The organism is Paraburkholderia sp. SSBN10T (assembly GCF_056619545.1).
Genome location: NZ_JBWQQI010000029.1, coordinates 92,578 through 109,065, shown reverse-complemented (window position 1 = coordinate 109,065; position 16,488 = coordinate 92,578). Strand labels below are relative to the sequence as shown.

Here is a 16,488-nt window from a genome sequence, read left to right as displayed (position 1 = left end):
TCCTTTTCGTTTCGTCAACAACATTTTTTCGCTTTCGCTTAATACCTTGTCGCCGCTACGGCCGCTGGTTTCCGCAGCGGCACTCGTTCGCAAACGAGGAGGCGAATATTAGGCGAACAACGGCTATATGACAAGGGTTTGACCGAAATGTTTTTTTGGCGAGTCACTTCCGAGTCGAATTTACTACGGCATCAAGCGGAATCGCCTCAGCCATTGCGACATAACCTGCGTCGCTCGGGTGGATGTGATCGCCGCTGTCGTACCCGCGCTGCAGACGCTCGGACTGAGTCGGATCCCGGAGAGCCGCGTCGAAATCCACCACGCCATCGAACGCGCCAGCCGTCCTGATCCATTGATTCACTGTGGACCGGATGCTTTCACGCTGCGGCGGCAACGAAGCCGGGGTGAGCGTCGCGCCGAACACGCGCACGCCGCGCCGGTGAGCCTCGGCAATCACCCGCTTGTAGCCCGCGATCAGGTCCGCTGCACTCACAGTCGTGTGCGGGTAATCGCAGTCCAACCCGGCGCGCGGCGGCATCGACGAAAAATTGATGTCATTAATGCCGATCAGCAGGATCGCCGTCTTTACCCCCGGGCGCTCCAGTACGTCCCGGCCGAAACGCTTGACAAGCGCATCGCCATAGCAGGGAGAATCGCTAAGCAAGCGGTTGCCGCTGATCCCCAGATTGACGACAGCCGTAGACCGGTCCCCCGATCGCGCCAGGCGGCGCGCGAAAGCGTCCGGCCAGCGGTGATTCTCGTTCAAGCTCGAACGCATGCCATCGGTAATCGAGTCACCGATCGCGGCAACCGCTGCGGCAGACGGTGCGTCCACCGACACCGACAGCCCCGTCACCCAGGCAAATTGCGTAAAGCGCTGCGCAAACGCGCCGGCCATCGCGTCATCCGCATGATTGCCGGGCAGCGAGACGTAATTGACCTGATTCGAGACGCGGTGCCACGCCACCAACCGCTGATCCGCCCCCATGTACGAACTGATCGCGTACGAGGCGCCAGCGACAATCTCCAGCTCGACCGCGTCGCTATCCAGTTCGCCACCAGGCGGCACGGTCACCGACAGCTTCCCGCCGAACGTCACCTTTTCGCCACCGTTCGCCTGCGCGGCCGCGCCCCCCGCCGAACGTGCAATCCGCAATTCCTGGATCACCAACGGCGTCTTGCCATATTCATTACTGACGTGAATCCGGACAGTACTACCGGAAAGAGTGGGATAGACGATCTGCCGGACCGTGCGTCCAGCGACCTCGGGCGCACGGTAAAGCGGCGGCAAATTAGCCTGCTGGGGAATGGACTGAAGCGCAGTCGCCCAGCTTGCAACCCAGTGCGTGGGCGCATCGGCGGCAAACGCTGCCGGCGTGACAGCAAATTGAGCAAGCAGAGCGGCGCCGCACGCAGCGGCCAGAGTACGGAGGGTCATTCGCGAGTGGACAAAAGGCAAAGCGCCCATTGTGCCCGATCGGTCGGGACCGGTGGCGGGCACGAGGCACCCATGAACACCGGCCGCGCGCCCGGCGGCAAGGCGAGATCCTAGCGAGGAGCGCTTCCCGCCGCGAGATTCAGCGCCAAAGCTTGCGCCACTTCAATCCCGTCGATCGCCGCAGAATAAATCCCGCCGGCGTAACCCGCGCCTTCGCCAGCCGGATAAAGGCCTTGTACGTTCATGCTCTGGTAATCGTCTTTGCGGCGAATCCGGATCGGCGACGAGGTGCGTGTCTCCACTCCGGTCAGCACCGCATCGTCCATGGCGAAACCCGCGATCTTGCGGTCGAGCTGCGGCAGCGCCTCGCGAATCGCTTCGATCACATAGTCGGGCAGCGCCGTACTGAGATCGGTGGGGTGCACGCCCGGCTTGTACGAGGGGACAACCGAACCAAGCGAAGTGGACGGCCGGCCGGCAATGAAGTCGCCCACCCGCTGACCCGGCGCGCAGTAATTGCTGCCGCCCAGTTCGAACGCGCGCTCTTCCCATTTACGCTGAAAGGCGATGCCGGCGAGCGGGCCGCCCGGGTAATCCTCAGGCGTAATCCCGACCACGATGCCCGCATTGGCGTTGCGCTCGGCGCGCGAGTACTGGCTCATGCCATTGGTCACCACGCGGCCCGGCTCCGAAGTCGCCGCCACCACGGTCCCACCGGGGCACATGCAAAAGCTATAAACGGCCCGCCCGTTGCTGCAGTGATGCACCACCTTGTAGTCCGCGGCGCCCAGTTGCTTATGCCCCGCGAACTTGCCAAAGCGGCTGCGGTCGATCAGGCCCTGCGGGTGTTCGATCCGGAAACCGAGCGAAAACGGCTTCGCTTCTATATAGACGCCGCGCTTATGCAGCATTTCGAAGGTGTCGCGGGCGCTGTGGCCGACCGCCAGCACCACATGCTCGCACGGCAGCGTCTCGCCAGTAGACAACTGGAGCGCGCGCACCTTGCCCTGCTCGATCTCGATGTCCTCGACGCGCGTCTCGAAGCGCACTTCGCCGCCCAGCTCGTGAATCGTGGCGCGCATTTTTTCCACCATGCTCACCAGCCGGAACGTGCCGATGTGCGGGCGGCTCAGGTAAAGAATGTCTTCCGGCGCGCCCGCCTTGACGAACTCGTCGAGCACTTTGCGGCCGTAGTGGTGCGGATCCTTGATCTGGCTGTACAGCTTGCCGTCGGAGAACGTCCCGGCCCCGCCTTCGCCGAACTGCACGTTGGATTCGGGATTGAGCACCGATTTGCGCCACAGGCCGAAGGTGTCCTTGGTGCGCTCACGCACAGCCTTGCCGCGCTCGAGAATAATCGGGCGGAAACCCATCTGCGCGAGGATCAGCCCCGCGAACAAGCCGCACGGGCCCATGCCGATCACCACCGGACGCGGCCCTGTCAGGTGCTCGGGCGCCCTGGTGACAAAGCGATATTCCATGTCCGGCGTCACGCCGCAATGAGGCACGCCGGCGAGGCGCTTCAAGGCCGCCGCTTCGTCCTTGACCTCGGCATCGACGATATACGTCAGCTTGATATCGGCGCGCTTACGCGCATCGTGCGCGCGGCGGAACACGGTATAACGGACGAGCCCGTCAGCCGGCACCCCAAGCTCGGCGAGGCGCGCGAGAACTGCGGCATCGAGAGCGCTTTCGGGGTGATCGAGCGGGAGTTTGATTTCGCTTAAACGTAACATGGAGACCGGGGATGCAGAGGGCGCAGAATCGCAGCCAATCCGCGATTTTATAGGTTCTGCAGCGGGCCAGGGCAGCGACGGCTGAGATCAGCGAGCTTGCACCCGGCATTTCGCGGCAAAACACCGCTATCGAATCGCCCCTTTTTAGGGGCGCGGGGCAATCACGTAGCCCTTGCGCTCCAGGTCGCGGCGATACCACTGGTTGGCGTTCATGCCGCAGTAAATCGCGAACGCAATACTGAGCACCAGGCTAATCACATCGGCCGTCACCCCGGCGAAGCCGATCAGACCGATCACCAGATCCGCGGCCAGCATCAGCAGCGCAACTAGCCACATTCGCTTCATCAGCGCCCAGATAAAACCCAGCAGAAACGCGGCCCAACTGAAACCGGTGCTCACCTCGACCTTCTCGCCTCTTGCCGGGTGCTGCAAATAGATCCGCTCCGTCATTTCGCTTCCGCCCTCTCGTTTAAGCCAATCCGGCGCGCGCCGCGCCGACCTCCACCGTACCCTATCTGCGCCGCCCGAACCTGCCTTAAATTCCACTCAAAAAAATCATTAACCGACCGGTCGGTTGGTTTATACTGCCGAACACAGACAACTTCGGACGAGAGCGTTCGCCATGTACACGCAATCCCTCGACATTCCCGGCAACGTCGCGCCGCTGGACGCCGCCGGCGACTCGCCTGAGCAGGCGCGTTTCGATGCCGTCATGGCCGCAGACGGCAAAATCGAGCCGCAGGACTGGATGCCCGACGCCTACCGCAAGACGCTGGTGCGGCAGATCTCGCAGCACGCCCACTCGGAAATCGTGGGCATGCTGCCCGAAGGCAACTGGATTACCCGCGCACCGAGCCTGAAGCGCAAGGCCATCCTGCTCGCCAAGGTCCAGGACGAAGCCGGCCACGGCCTCTATCTCTATAGCGCGGCCGAAACGCTGGCGGTGTCGCGCGATCAGTTGATCGACGCGCTGCACGCCGGCAAAGCCAAATATTCGAGCATTTTCAATTATCCGACGCCCACGTGGGCGGATGTCGGTGTGATCGGCTGGCTGGTCGACGGCGCGGCGATCATGAACCAGATCCCGCTGTGCCGCTGCACCTACGGTCCGTACGCGCGGGCCATGATCCGCATCTGCAAGGAAGAGTCGTTCCATCAGCGCCAGGGGTTCGACGCGCTGCTGTCGATGATGAACGGCACCGAAGCGCAGCGCGCGATGGTCCAGCAAGCGGTGAACCGCTGGTGGTGGCCGGTGCTGATGATGTTCGGCCCGAGCGACAAGGATTCGATCCACAGCAGTCAGTCGTCGAAATGGGGCATCAAGCGCATCTCCAATGATGACCTGCGCCAGAAATTCGTCGACGCCACCGTCGACCAGGCCAGGCTCCTCGGCGTCACGTTGCCGGACCCGGACCTCAAGTGGAACGAAGCGCGCGGTCACTACGACTACGGCGACATCGACTGGGAAGAGTTCTGGCGCGTGGTCAACGGCGACGGCCCGTGCAACCGCGAGCGTCTGGCCACGCGGGTGAAGGCGCATAACGACGGCGCCTGGGTACGCGAGGCCGCCCTCGCCCACGCGGAAAAGCAACGTCAGCGTGCACAACAGCACGCCGCGTAAGCCTCGCGACACTCTACCCGATGCAGGGCAATGCCTGGTAACAGCCGGCGCTAACCGGCGTCACCCGGCAACTGCAACGAAAGAAGCAGCAAAAGATTCAGGAGATTCGAAAATGGACAAGCCGATGAACAAAGAATGGCCGATCTGGGAAGTGTTCGTGCGCAGCAAGCAGGGGCTCGACCATAAGCACTGCGGCAGCCTGCACGCGGCCGACGCGCCGATGGCCCTGCGCATGGCGCGCGACGTCTACACGCGCCGCCAGGAAGGCGTGAGCATCTGGGTCGTGCCGTCCTCGGCCATCACCGCGTCCGATCCGCAGGACAAGGCGGAGCTGTTCGAACCGGCCGGCGACAAGATTTACCGCCATCCGACGTTCTACACGCTCCCCGACGAAGTCAACCACATGTAAGCGCGTCATGGACATCACGCCCCAACACCTTTCCTACGTGCTGCGCCTCGCGGACACCGCCCTGATTCTCGGTCAGCGCAACGCCGAGTGGTGCGGCCACGGCCCGATCCTCGAAGAGGACATCGCGCTCGCCAACATGAGCCTCGACCTGATCGGCCAGGCGCGCCTCCTGTACACGCACGCCGCGACGCTCGAGCACGCGCTCACCGGCGCCAGCAAGAGCGAGGACGACTACGCGTACTTTCGCAGCGAGCGCGAGTTCGCCAACTACACGCTCGCCGAGTTGCCGCATTACGGACCGCTCTCGGGCACTGCCCACGCAGATAAGGATTACGCGGTCACGATCGTGCGCAACTTCCTGTATTCGACGCTGATGGCGCATCTATGGACGGCGCTCAGCGCCTCGACCGACGCGCAACTCGCGGCGATTGCCGCGAAGTCGATCAAAGAGACGCGCTACCACATTCACCACGCCGGCGAATGGCTGATCCGCCTCGGCGACGGCACGGACGAATCGCATCGCCGCGCGCAAGCCGCGCTCGACTATCTGATGCCCTACACGCGCGAGTTCTTCAGCGTGGACGCGGTCGAGGAAGCCATTGCCGAAGCCGGTATCGGCCCGCTGACGGCCGATCTGCAAGCCGCCTGGGAAGAAGACGTGCGCGCCGCGCTGAGTGAAGCCACGCTCACGCCGCCTGAGCCGGTCAAGCACATCACGACCGGCAAGCACGGCGAGCACTCCGAACACATGGGCTATGTGCTGGCCGAGATGCAGAGCCTCGCGCGGCAGCATCCCGGCGCAAGCTGGTAAGCCGGGGACGGAGTATGACCATGACCTCGACCGCAAACCTCGCCGACACCGTGGACCCCGTGCTGGAGCGCGCATGGACCGTGCTCGAAACGGTGCCCGACCCGGAGATCCCGGTGGTGTCGATTCGCGAGCTCGGCATTCTGCGCGACGTGCGCCGTGCCGCTGACGGCGTGCTCGAGGTAGTCATCACGCCGACCTACTCCGGTTGCCCAGCCATGTCGCAAATCGCCGAAGACGTAGGCCACGCGCTGGAAGTCGCGAGGCTCACGCCGTACCGCATCGCCACCGTGCTCGCGCCCGCCTGGACCACCGACTGGATGACCGCCGAGGCACGCGACAAGCTGCGTGCCTACGGTATCGCCCCGCCCACCGGCAATTGCGCGAGCAGCACACCGGACGAAAAAGTGATCCGCTTCGTCCCCAAGGCGCTGCCCGCGCCGGCTTGTCCGCGCTGCGGTTCCGTTCACACCGAACGTCTCGCACAGTTCGGCTCGACAGCCTGCAAGGCGCTGTATCGCTGCCTCGATTGCCTCGAACCCTTCGACTATTTCAAACCATACTGATATGGCCACCCCGCAATTTCACCCCCTGCGTATCCGCGAAGTCCGGCCCGAAACCGCCGACGCGGTCTCGGTCGCCTTCGAAGTGCCTGTCGAGCTGCGCGAGCAGTATCGCTTCACGCAAGGCCAGTTCGTCACGCTGAAGACGCACATCGACGGCGAGGAAACCCGCCGCTCGTACTCAATCTGCGTGGGCGTCACCGATTACGACCGCGACGGCGAACTGCGCATCGGCATCAAACGGGTCCGGGGCGGCCGCTTTTCGAATTTCGCCTTCGATACGCTGCAACCCGGTCATACGATCGACGTGATGACGCCCGACGGCCGCTTTTTCACCCACCTGAACGCGGAACAGGGCCAGCAATACCTCGCCTTTTCCGGCGGCTCGGGCATCACGCCGGTGCTCGCGATCATCAAGACCACGCTCGAAGTCGAACCGCGCAGCACTTTTACGCTGGTCTACGGCAACCGCAGCGTCGACCAGATCATGTTCGCCGAAGAGCTGGAAGACCTGAAGAACCGTTTCATGAACCGGTTCGTGCTGTATCACGTGCTCTCGGACGATCTGCAGGATGTCGAGCTGTTCAACGGCGTGCTGGACCAGCAAAAGTGCGCGGCCTTCATCGAGAACCTGGTGCCGGCCGAGACCATCGACGAAGCCTTCATCTGCGGTCCCGCGCCGATGATGGACGCTGCCGAGGCCGCGCTGAAGGCGGCGGGCCTCGCCCAGGAAAAGATTCATGTCGAACGCTTCGGCTCGCCGTTGCCGCAGGCCGGGGTTCCGCCTGTGGAGATCACCGAGGACACGCCGGCGGCGGACCTCGAAATCGTCCTCGACGGCAAGAAACGCAAGCTGCGCCTGCCCTACCAGGGCGTGAGCGTGCTCGATGTCGGTCTGAAGGCCGGGCTCGCGCTGCCGTATGCCTGCAAGGGCGGCGTTTGCTGCACCTGCCGTGCCAAGGTGCTTGAGGGCGAAGTGCGGATGGAAAAGAACTACACGCTCGAAGAGCACGAAATCCGCGATGGTTTCGTGCTGACCTGCCAGTGCCATCCGGTGAGCGACCGGGTGGTGGTCAGCTACGACGAGCGCTAGGCCTCCTACGCGCAATCATCTTCGACGATGCGCACCTGAGCGCTTTCAGCTCACCCGCGATCCGCTTACACTAGGGGCCGCTCGCGATCGGGACCGGGTTCCGGCCGTCGAGCGGCCCTTTTTGTGACCGATTTGCCAGCGAACCGTTGATGAGCACGATCCACCTGACTAACGGCGACGTCGCCGCCGACTCCCTGCGAACCGCCCTGCAAGACGCCGGACGCGACGAGCGCGTGCAGGCGCTGCGCGACGATCTCGCAGTCGGCCCTTTACGCGGCGTCGACGATACGCCCGAGGTGCGCGCCGAGTTCTGGCAACGCGTGATGGACGGCGCCCGCCGCGAGGGCGCGCCGCGCGACGGCGCGCCCCGCAATTTCCTGCGCGAATTCATTGAAGAAGCCGCGGTGCTGGAGCAGATCGCAGCCGGCACCACCCAGGTTGTCCTGTGGCACGGCGAAAGCGCGTCGGACCAGTTGACACTGCGCCGCGCCTGCTACCACCTGCGCAACAGCCCGCAGCGCCTGAACGAAGTCCGTCTGTCGATCCGCGATCTCACCGATCCCGGCGCCTTTGCTCATAGCCGGGCAGACCGCGCCACTTCGGTGGGCATGTTCGCACCCGAGGTCCTGCAAACGCGGCTCCCGGACGTCGCGCCCATCTCGGTGCTGCGCATCAGCCGGCTCGCGCTCGAATGGCAGGAAGTCAAACAGGCGAACGGCGAAACCCGCCGCTGGCGCGACAACACTTTCACGAGCGGCGTTTTCGGCGATCTGGACGCGCTGATCCTCGAACAGGCAACCGACGCCTGGCAGCCCGCCTCCCGCATCGGCGCGCAACTGATGAGCACCGAACTCGGCTTCCTGGTTAGCGACAGCATCGTGCTCTGGCGCTTTCGCGAACTCGCCGCGAATGGCCGCGTGAGCCTGCGCGGCGACACCTCCGGATGGCGCGCGCTCGAACTGCGCGCAGCCTTTCCCACCTGCCTCACCTGCTCCAGCTAAATTTCCCAAACACCATGGCCCGCACCCGAGCCCCCGATCACGAAACCCAGCGCGACCAGATTCTCGAACTGGCCGCCGCCAAATTCGCGCAGACGAGCTATCCGAGCACTTCGATGGCCGATCTGGCCGCAGCCAGCGGCACCTCGAAAGCGCGTCTCTACCACTATTACGAGAGCAAGGAAGCAATCCTGTTCGACCTGCTCGACCGCTACACCAAGCGGCTGATGCTAATCATCGCGGAAGTGGAAGGTTCGAGCCAGCGGCGCGGGCTGAGCGAACGCGAAACCTTTGCCGAGCTGATCCGCGCGTTCCTGTCGGAATACGAAAACTCGCACAGCCGGCACGTCGCGCTGCTGAACGACGTGAAATACCTCGTCGACACGCAGCGAGAGATCATCCTGAACCGCCAGCGCGATGTAGTGGCAGCATTCGCACGCCAGCTGACGCGTGCCTACCCCGAGCGCGCCACCCGCGAAAACCAGACGGCGCTGACGATGATGGTGTTCGGCATGATCAACTGGACTTTCACATGGCTGAAGCCCGGCGGCCGGATGGGCTATCAGGAGTTCGCCGAGCAGGTGGTCGAGATGGTCGACCACGGGTTGAGGGCGAGCGAATAAGATCCCAAGGCATCTCGATATTGCAGGGCAACATATATCAGACGAAACAGTTGTCACCTAACCACAGTGTCGGCGCCTCTTATGCAAAACAAATAACTGTTTTAAATCAAATACATAGAAATAGGTTCACAACAAAATAGAACGGGTCGTCGAATTGATATCCGGGTTTTCCCTAGTTCTGAGATACCACTTCGGTTAAAATCCATTCCGCGGTGCACCATATCGCCCGCTGAATAGGAGAACCCAACCATGACTACGCCTACTACCCGCGCCGCTGAGCCGATCGTCGCACCGGATCGCCTGATGCAGGCTGCCGGTCACGCGCATGCTCTGGTGCGGGAACTCACCGCGGTAGACCGCGAACGCCTGCTCGACCACTTTCTCGCGCTCGGCGAAGACGACCGGCTGCTGCGCTTCGGCCAGATCGTGCCGAACCATGTGATCGAGAACTACGTCCGCTCCATCGACTTCACGCGCGACACCGTATTCGGCGTCTTCGACAACCAGTTGCAACTGGTCGGCGTTGGCCACCTGGCCTATCTCCCGGCCGAGGGCGACAAGCGCACCGCCGAGTTCGGCGTGTCGGTGCTGGAGAGCGTGCGTGGCAAGGGGATCGGCAGCAAGCTGTTCGAGCGCGCCGCGATTCGCAGCCGCAATACGCACGTGACGATGCTCTATATGCACTGCTTGTCACGCAACTCCACGATGATGCACATCGCGAAAAAGGCCGGCATGAAGATCGAATACGCGTACGGTGAGGCCGACGCCTATCTGACGCTGCCGCCGGCCGACCAGTCGAGCATCATTGCCGAAATGCTGCAGGAACAGGCCGCCGTGTTCGACTATGCGTTGAAACGTCAGGCGCGTCAGGCTTCGAAGATCTTCGAATCGCTCCTGCCGGCGGCTGTCGCAGCCTGATAACGGTTTCAGCGACACCCCTCACGGAATAAGCAAAAGGGCGGCTCAGCCGCCCTTTTGCTATTGCGCCAGCAGGTTTGTTGCGCGCGGGTCGAACGCCGTGTCCCGCTTCGGCCCGCAATGGTCCCCCGTGCTGCGCCGCGCTCACACTCCCCGCTCACAATATAGGCAGCGCGGTCGTCTCCTTGATTGTCTCGAGCGAAAAGCTCGTTTTCACGTCAATTACCGAGGGATGGTGCAGCAACTGATCCTGCACAAAGCGGGAAAAGTGCGCCATGTCCTCCACCTGCACGCGCAAGAGGTAATCCATATCCCCTGTCATGGCGTGGCAGCCCACCACCTCCGGCCAGGTCTGCACCGCGGCGCGGAACAGATCCGCATGCGTCGTGCCGGCGCGCACCGGGGCGCCGTCGCCGCGTGGGCCAATTGCCGGTCCGCCGCGCTTTTCCAGCCGCACGTTCACATAAGCGAGCAGATCGAGGCCGAGCCGTTGTGCGTCGAGCAACGCAACGTAGCCACGAATCACGCCGCTCTCCTCCAGCCGGCGAATTCGCCGCAGACACGGACTCGGCGACAGGTTCACGCGCTCCGCAATCTCCTGATTCGACAACCTGCCGTTCTCCTGCAGGATAGCGAGAATCCGCCGGTCGATCGCGTCCATCTCGACATTGGCCATTTTCTGCCGCTCCACTCGCTATTTGAGCTATGAAATAGCGCCAGCCTAATCAAGCACGAATAAGTTCGCAAGTTTTCGCCGCAGGCGGCCCTTTACACTTGCGTCACTCTATTGCGCAATGCGCGCCCGCCCTTGAGGAGACAAACATGCAGGTTCAAACCTGGGATAACCCCGTCGGCACCGACGGCTTCGAGTTCATCGAATACACCGCCCCGGATCCCAAGGCACTCGGCAAGCTTTTCGAACAGATGGGCTTCACCGCCATCGCCCGCCATCGCCACAAGGATGTGACGCTGTATCGTCAGGGCGAGATCAACTTCATCGTCAATGGCGAACCGGACTCCTTCGCGCAACGCTTCGCGCGCCTGCACGGCCCGTCGATCTGCGCGATCGCGTTCCGCGTGCAAGACGCCGCCAAGGCTTACCAGCAGGCGCTGGAAAAAGGCGCATGGGGCTTCGACAACAAGACCGGTCCGATGGAGTTGAACATCCCGGCAATCAAGGGCATCGGCGATTCGCTGATCTATTTCGTGGATCGCTGGCGCGGCAAGAACGGCGCGGAGCCGAACAGCATTGGCGATATCGGCATCTATGACGTCGACTTCGTGCCGATTCCCGGCGCCAACCCGAACCCGGTCGGCCACGGCCTCACCTACATCGACCACCTGACGCACAACGTGCACCGTGGCCGCATGCAGGAATGGGCGGAGTTCTACGAGCGTCTGTTCAACTTCCGTGAAGTGCGCTATTTCGACATCGAAGGCAAGGTGACGGGCGTGAAGTCGAAGGCGATGACCTCGCCGTGCGGCAAGATCCGCATTCCGATCAACGAGGAAGGTTCGGAAACCGCCGGCCAGATCCAGGAATACCTCGACGCGTATCACGGCGAAGGCATCCAGCACATCGCGCTCGGCAGCAACGACATCTATCGCACCGTCGACGGACTGCGCGCGGCGAACATTTCTCTGCTCGACACGATCGACACTTACTACGAGCTGGTCGACCGCCGCGTGCCGAATCACGGCGAGCCGCTCGAGGAACTGCGCAAGCGCAAGATCCTGATCGACGGCGCGCCCGACGATCTGTTGCTGCAGATTTTCACCGAGAACCAGATTGGCCCGATCTTCTTCGAGATCATTCAGCGCAAGGGGAATCAGGGCTTTGGTGAAGGCAACTTCAAGGCGCTGTTCGAATCGATCGAGCTGGATCAGATTCGCCGCGGCGTGGTACAGGACAAGGCGTAACGCCACGACGGCCTGACGGCACGGCATCAGGCGGCCAAGCCATAAGAAAAGGGCAGGAATCGCAAGATCCCTGCCCTTTGTTATTTCAGCCGCCGCCTGGCTTCAGGCGCCGGCAAGAATCAGATCGACGCATCGTCTGGGCGACTCATCAGGAATGCCGCTCGTCCTCGTCGGCTTCGCTCGACGCAGCGGCGCGCTCCGCCGCGATGCCAGCCGGCGCGATTTTCGCCGTAAGAGCGACCGCGGTGGCCAGCGTGCTCGCGCTGCCCGAGCGCAGCGGTGCGCTCATCGCAAAGAATGCGGCCGAGACCATCAGGAAGGTCTGGATATTTCTAGTGTTCATGCGTACTCCTTTTCTGACTGCCTGTTTGCCGTGAAGCTCCACCAACTGCGGAGCGTTGCGCAACCACGCGCACAGGTGGGTGGTTAGACAGGCTTTTCAAGAGCGGTTCCGCGACTTTGAAGCTTTTACAGCTTGTTACACGGCGTCGTGAAAATAATTCAATCAGGCGCTTGCGTGTCATCACCGCGTCACTCGCCATCCTTAATCCGCGCTGAACGACAGCACTTTTGATGCCATGCGGCGGGTTTCTCCCAGTGCTACCATCCCTTAAAACACGTCAATATGGCGACCCCGGCCGGAGCATTCACAAGATGCCGAGGCCACCAAGCTTTGGTGATCCCAAACAGGCTGGAGGAGTACAGACAAATGAATGCCCCGCTAGACGCTGGTCAGCGAGCCTCGCTCGAAGCCGCGCTCAATTCCGTCACGCTCGACGACAAATACACGCTCGAACGCGGCCGCGCTTACATGAGCGGCATCCAGGCCCTCGTGCGTCTGCCGATGTTGCAGCAGGAACGTGACAAGGCCGCAGGGCTCAATACCGCCGGTTTCATTTCCGGCTATCGCGGGTCTCCGCTTGGCGGTCTCGACCAGTCGCTGTGGAAGGCGAAACAGCATCTCGCCGCACACCAGGTCGTGTTCCAGCCCGGCGTCAACGAAGACCTCGCCGCCACCGCCGTCTGGGGTTCGCAGCAGGTCAACCTGTATCCGAACGCCAAATACGACGGCGTGTTCTCGATGTGGTACGGCAAAGGCCCCGGCGTCGATCGCTCGGGAGACGTGCTGAAGCACGGCAATTCGGCCGGTTCGTCGCAACACGGCGGCGTGCTCGTGCTGGCCGGCGACGACCATGCCGCCAAGTCCTCGACGCTCGCGCATCAATCCGAGCACATGTTCAAGGCCTGCGGCCTGCCGGTGCTGTTTCCCTCGAACGTGCAGGAATATCTCGACTTCGGCCTGCACGGCTGGGCCATGAGCCGCTATTCCGGCCTGTGGGTCGCGATGAAGTGCGTGACCGACGTGGTCGAATCGTCCGCTTCGGTGGATATCGATCCGCACCGCACGACGATCGTCCTGCCGGAAGACTTCGCCATGCCGGAAGGCGGTCTGAATATCCGCTGGCCCGATCCGCCGCTGGTTCAGGAAGCGCGCCTGCTCGACTACAAGTGGTACGCCGCGCTCGCCTACGTGCGCGCCAACAAGCTCGACCGCGTGGAGATCGATTCGCCGCAGGCGCGCTTCGGCATCATGACGGCCGGCAAGGCGTATCTCGACGTGCGTCAGGCGCTCACCGACCTCGGTCTGGACGACGACACCTGCTCCCGCATCGGCATTCGCCTGTACAAGGTGGGCTGCGTGTGGCCGCTCGAAGCGCAAGGCGCGCATGCTTTCGCGCGCGGCCTCGAAGAAATTCTGGTGGTCGAAGAAAAGCGCCAGATTCTCGAATACGCGATCAAGGAAGAGCTGTACAACTGGCCCGACGCCCAGCGTCCGCGCGTGTTCGGCAAGTTCGACGAAAAGGACGGCGCAGGCGGCGAATGGTCGGTGCCGATGGGCAACTGGCTGCTGCCGGCGCACTACGAGCTGTCGCCGGCGATCATCGCCAAGGCCATCGCCACGCGCCTGGAAAAGTTCGACCTGCCGGCCGATGTGCGCGCGCGCATCGCCACCCGCATTGCGGTGATCGAAGCGAAGGAAAAAGCCCTCGCCCGGCCGCGCGTCGAAGTCGAGCGCAAGCCGTGGTTCTGCTCCGGCTGCCCGCACAACACCTCGACCAACGTGCCGGAAGGCTCGCGGGCCATGGCCGGGATCGGCTGTCACTATATGACCGTGTGGATGGACCGCAGCACCAGCACCTTCAGCCAGATGGGCGGCGAAGGTGCGGCGTGGATCGGCCAGGCGCCGTTCACCAACGACAAGCATGTGTTCGCCAACCTCGGCGACGGCACCTACTTCCACTCGGGGCTGCTGGCGATTCGCGCGGCGATCGCGTCGAAAGCGAATATCACCTACAAGATTCTCTACAACGACGCAGTCGCGATGACCGGCGGCCAGCCGGTGGACGGCGTGCTGACCGTACCGCAGATCACTCATCAGCTCGCCGCGGAAGGCGCCGCGAAGATCGTGATCGTCACCGACGAGCCGGAGAAGTACCACGCGAACGTCGGTCTCGCGCCGGGCATCACGATTCATCATCGCGAGCAGCTCGACGACGTGCAGCGCGAGCTACGCGAGATCGCCGGCACCTCGATTCTCATCTACGACCAGACCTGCGCGACCGAAAAGCGCCGCCGTCGCAAACGCGGCACCTATCCGGATCCGGCGCGGCGTGTCGTGATCAACGAAGCAGTCTGCGAAGGCTGCGGCGACTGCTCGGTGAAGTCCAACTGCCTGTCGGTCGAGCCGCTGGATACCGAGTACGGCACCAAGCGCCAGATCAACCAGTCGACCTGCAACAAGGACTTCTCGTGCGTGAACGGCTTCTGCCCGAGCTTCGTTTCGATCGAAGGCGGACAGTTGAAGAAGCCGAAGGCCGCGTCAGGCGCGGGCGACGATGCGATGCCGCCGGTGCCGACGCCGGACCTGCCGCCGATCGAGCGGCCGTACGGCGTGCTCGTGACGGGCGTAGGCGGCACTGGTGTCGTGACGATCGGCGCGCTGCTGGGCATGGCGGCTCACCTCGAGAGCAAGGGTGTGACGGTGCTGGACGTCACCGGCCTCGCGCAGAAGGGCGGCGCCGTGATGAGCCATGTGCAGATCGCGAAGCAACCCGCCGATATCCACGCGACCCGTATCGCCATGGGCGAAGCCAGTCTCGTGATCGGCTGCGACGCGATCGTCACTGCCAGTGACGAATGCGTTTCGCGGATGCAGGCGGGCCGCACGCGCGTGGTGCTGAACAGCGCCCACACGCCGACCGCCGCGTTCATCAAGAATCCGAACTGGCAATTCCCGGGCGCCGATGCGGAAGCGGACGTACGCGCAGGCGCCGGCGAAGCGGGAGTCGACGCAATCGACGCCAACCATTTCGCCGTCGCGCTGCTCGGCGATGCGATTTACACGAACCCGTTCGTGCTCGGTTATGCATGGCAAAAGGGCTGGGTGCCGCTGACGTACGAATCGCTGATGCGGGCGATCGAGCTGAACGCAGTGCAGGTCGAGAAGAACCGCGCGGCCTTCGAATGGGGCCGCCGCGCAGCGCACGACCTCGCAGCCGTGCGCAAGATCGCGCAGTCGCAAGGCCGCACCGCAGAGGCGGAAACCGCCAGCAGCAAGATCATCTCGCTGCACACGCCGAAAGCACTCGACACGTTGATCGACAAGCGCGCCGACTATCTGAGCGCATGGCAAGACGAAGCTTACGCGGCACGCTATCGCGAACTGGTGGCGCAGGTGCGGGTGGTGGAATCCGCGCTCGACGTAGGCGACGGTCAATTGCCGTTGACCGAGGCGGTCGCGAAGAACCTCCACAAGCTGATGGCCTACAAGGACGAGTACGAAGTCGCGCGCCTGTATGCCGATCCGGCCTTCATGGAGAAGCTGAAAGCGAGTTTCGAGGGCGACTGGAAGGTCAACATCCACCTCGCGCCGCCGGCCTTCTCGAAGAAGGACGCCCACGGCCATCTGATCAAGAAGAAGTACGGGCCATGGATCCTGAGCGCGATGCGCTTGCTCGCCAAGCTCAAGTTCCTGCGCGGCACCGCGTTCGACGTGTTCGGCAAGACCGAAGAGCGACGCACCGAGCGCGCGCTGATCGGCGAGTATGAAGCGCTGGTGAAGGAGCTGATCGGCGGCCTGAGTGTGCAGAAGCATGCCCTTGCAGTCGAACTGGCGAATCTGCCCGACGGCATCCGCGGCTACGGACACGTGAAGGAAAACAACCTGAAGGGCGTGCGCATCAAGTGGCAAGACTTGCTGGCGCGCTGGCGCGCGCCGCAGGACGGTCAGGCGCAGCACGCCGCGTAACCGTAAGCGGGACATAAAAAAAGCCACGGAATCCGCTTCCGTGGCTTTTTTA

General features: G+C 63.1%; 15 protein-coding genes. 10 read left to right on the top strand and 5 right to left on the bottom strand.

From position 1 onward, the window contains the following. Window positions 1-163 precede the first annotated feature (163 nt). From AC1ECK_RS32240 to AC1ECK_RS32230, 3 genes are all read right to left on the bottom strand, one after another. A complete protein-coding gene (locus AC1ECK_RS32240; RefSeq protein ID WP_480326585.1) occupies window positions 164-1,438 on the bottom strand; it encodes an SGNH/GDSL hydrolase family protein in 1,275 nt (424 codons plus the stop codon). Between the two features lie 110 nt (window positions 1,439-1,548). Beyond that, window positions 1,549-3,174: an NAD(P)/FAD-dependent oxidoreductase gene (locus AC1ECK_RS32235; RefSeq protein ID WP_480326583.1), complete on the bottom strand. Its 1,626-nt coding sequence runs from the start codon at window positions 3,172-3,174 to the stop codon at window positions 1,549-1,551. 144 nt (window positions 3,175-3,318) lie between these two features. After that, window positions 3,319-3,624: a DUF2628 domain-containing protein gene (locus tag AC1ECK_RS32230; protein WP_480326581.1), complete on the bottom strand. Its 306-nt coding sequence runs from the start codon at window positions 3,622-3,624 to the stop codon at window positions 3,319-3,321. 172 nt (window positions 3,625-3,796) lie between these two features. Here AC1ECK_RS32230 and paaA point away from each other — a divergent pair, with 172 nt between their 5' ends. The 8 genes from paaA (at window position 3,797) to AC1ECK_RS32190 (ending at window position 10,207) form a co-directional block, all read left to right on the top strand. After that, window positions 3,797-4,795, top strand: coding sequence for a 1,2-phenylacetyl-CoA epoxidase subunit PaaA (paaA, locus tag AC1ECK_RS32225; protein WP_480326579.1), 999 nt, complete (start codon window positions 3,797-3,799; stop codon window positions 4,793-4,795). Window positions 4,796-4,919: 124 nt separating this feature from the next. Further along, window positions 4,920-5,204: a 1,2-phenylacetyl-CoA epoxidase subunit PaaB gene (gene paaB / locus AC1ECK_RS32220; protein ID WP_074301825.1), complete on the top strand. Its 285-nt coding sequence runs from the start codon at window positions 4,920-4,922 to the stop codon at window positions 5,202-5,204. Window positions 5,205-5,211: 7 nt separating this feature from the next. Continuing rightward, on the top strand, window positions 5,212-6,015 hold the full coding sequence (gene paaC / locus AC1ECK_RS32215; protein ID WP_480326577.1) for a 1,2-phenylacetyl-CoA epoxidase subunit PaaC: 804 nt from the start codon (window positions 5,212-5,214) through the stop codon (window positions 6,013-6,015). Window positions 6,016-6,029: 14 nt separating this feature from the next. Continuing rightward, window positions 6,030-6,578, top strand: a complete 549-nt coding sequence (gene paaD / locus AC1ECK_RS32210) for a 1,2-phenylacetyl-CoA epoxidase subunit PaaD (protein ID WP_480326575.1) — start codon at window positions 6,030-6,032, stop codon at window positions 6,576-6,578. Between the two features lies 1 nt (window position 6,579). Then, window positions 6,580-7,668, top strand: coding sequence for a 1,2-phenylacetyl-CoA epoxidase subunit PaaE (gene paaE, locus AC1ECK_RS32205; protein ID WP_480326573.1), 1,089 nt, complete (start codon window positions 6,580-6,582; stop codon window positions 7,666-7,668). A gap of 149 nt (window positions 7,669-7,817) precedes the next feature. Continuing rightward, window positions 7,818-8,669 carry a DUF1835 domain-containing protein gene (locus AC1ECK_RS32200; RefSeq protein ID WP_480326571.1) on the top strand — a complete coding sequence of 284 codons (852 nt, stop codon included), beginning with the start codon at window positions 7,818-7,820 and terminating at the stop codon, window positions 8,667-8,669. 14 nt (window positions 8,670-8,683) lie between these two features. Beyond that, window positions 8,684-9,289: a TetR/AcrR family transcriptional regulator gene (locus AC1ECK_RS32195; RefSeq protein ID WP_480326569.1), complete on the top strand. Its 606-nt coding sequence runs from the start codon at window positions 8,684-8,686 to the stop codon at window positions 9,287-9,289. A gap of 249 nt (window positions 9,290-9,538) precedes the next feature. Next, complete coding sequence (locus tag AC1ECK_RS32190; RefSeq protein ID WP_480326567.1) at window positions 9,539-10,207, top strand: GNAT family N-acetyltransferase; 669 nt, start codon at window positions 9,539-9,541, stop codon at window positions 10,205-10,207. A 157-nt stretch (window positions 10,208-10,364) separates the two neighbouring features. Here the strand turns inward: AC1ECK_RS32190 and AC1ECK_RS32185 are convergent, their stop codons facing one another. Continuing rightward, window positions 10,365-10,883, bottom strand: coding sequence for an Lrp/AsnC family transcriptional regulator (locus AC1ECK_RS32185; protein ID WP_480326565.1), 519 nt, complete (start codon window positions 10,881-10,883; stop codon window positions 10,365-10,367). Between the two features lie 146 nt (window positions 10,884-11,029). Between AC1ECK_RS32185 and hppD the strand changes: the two genes are divergently transcribed. Next, the gene (gene hppD / locus AC1ECK_RS32180) at window positions 11,030-12,127 is read left to right on the top strand and encodes a 4-hydroxyphenylpyruvate dioxygenase (RefSeq protein WP_480326564.1); all 1,098 of its coding nucleotides are present in this window, start codon (window positions 11,030-11,032) and stop codon (window positions 12,125-12,127) included. Window positions 12,128-12,275: 148 nt separating this feature from the next. On the opposite strand, the gene AC1ECK_RS32175 is transcribed toward hppD, so the two are convergent. Then, the gene (locus AC1ECK_RS32175; RefSeq protein ID WP_480326563.1) at window positions 12,276-12,470 is read right to left on the bottom strand and encodes a hypothetical protein; all 195 of its coding nucleotides are present in this window, start codon (window positions 12,468-12,470) and stop codon (window positions 12,276-12,278) included. Between the two features lie 366 nt (window positions 12,471-12,836). Between AC1ECK_RS32175 and AC1ECK_RS32170 the strand changes: the two genes are divergently transcribed. Then, a complete protein-coding gene (locus AC1ECK_RS32170) occupies window positions 12,837-16,436 on the top strand; it encodes an indolepyruvate ferredoxin oxidoreductase family protein (protein WP_480326562.1) in 3,600 nt (1,199 codons plus the stop codon). Window positions 16,437-16,488: the final 52 nt, after the last annotated feature.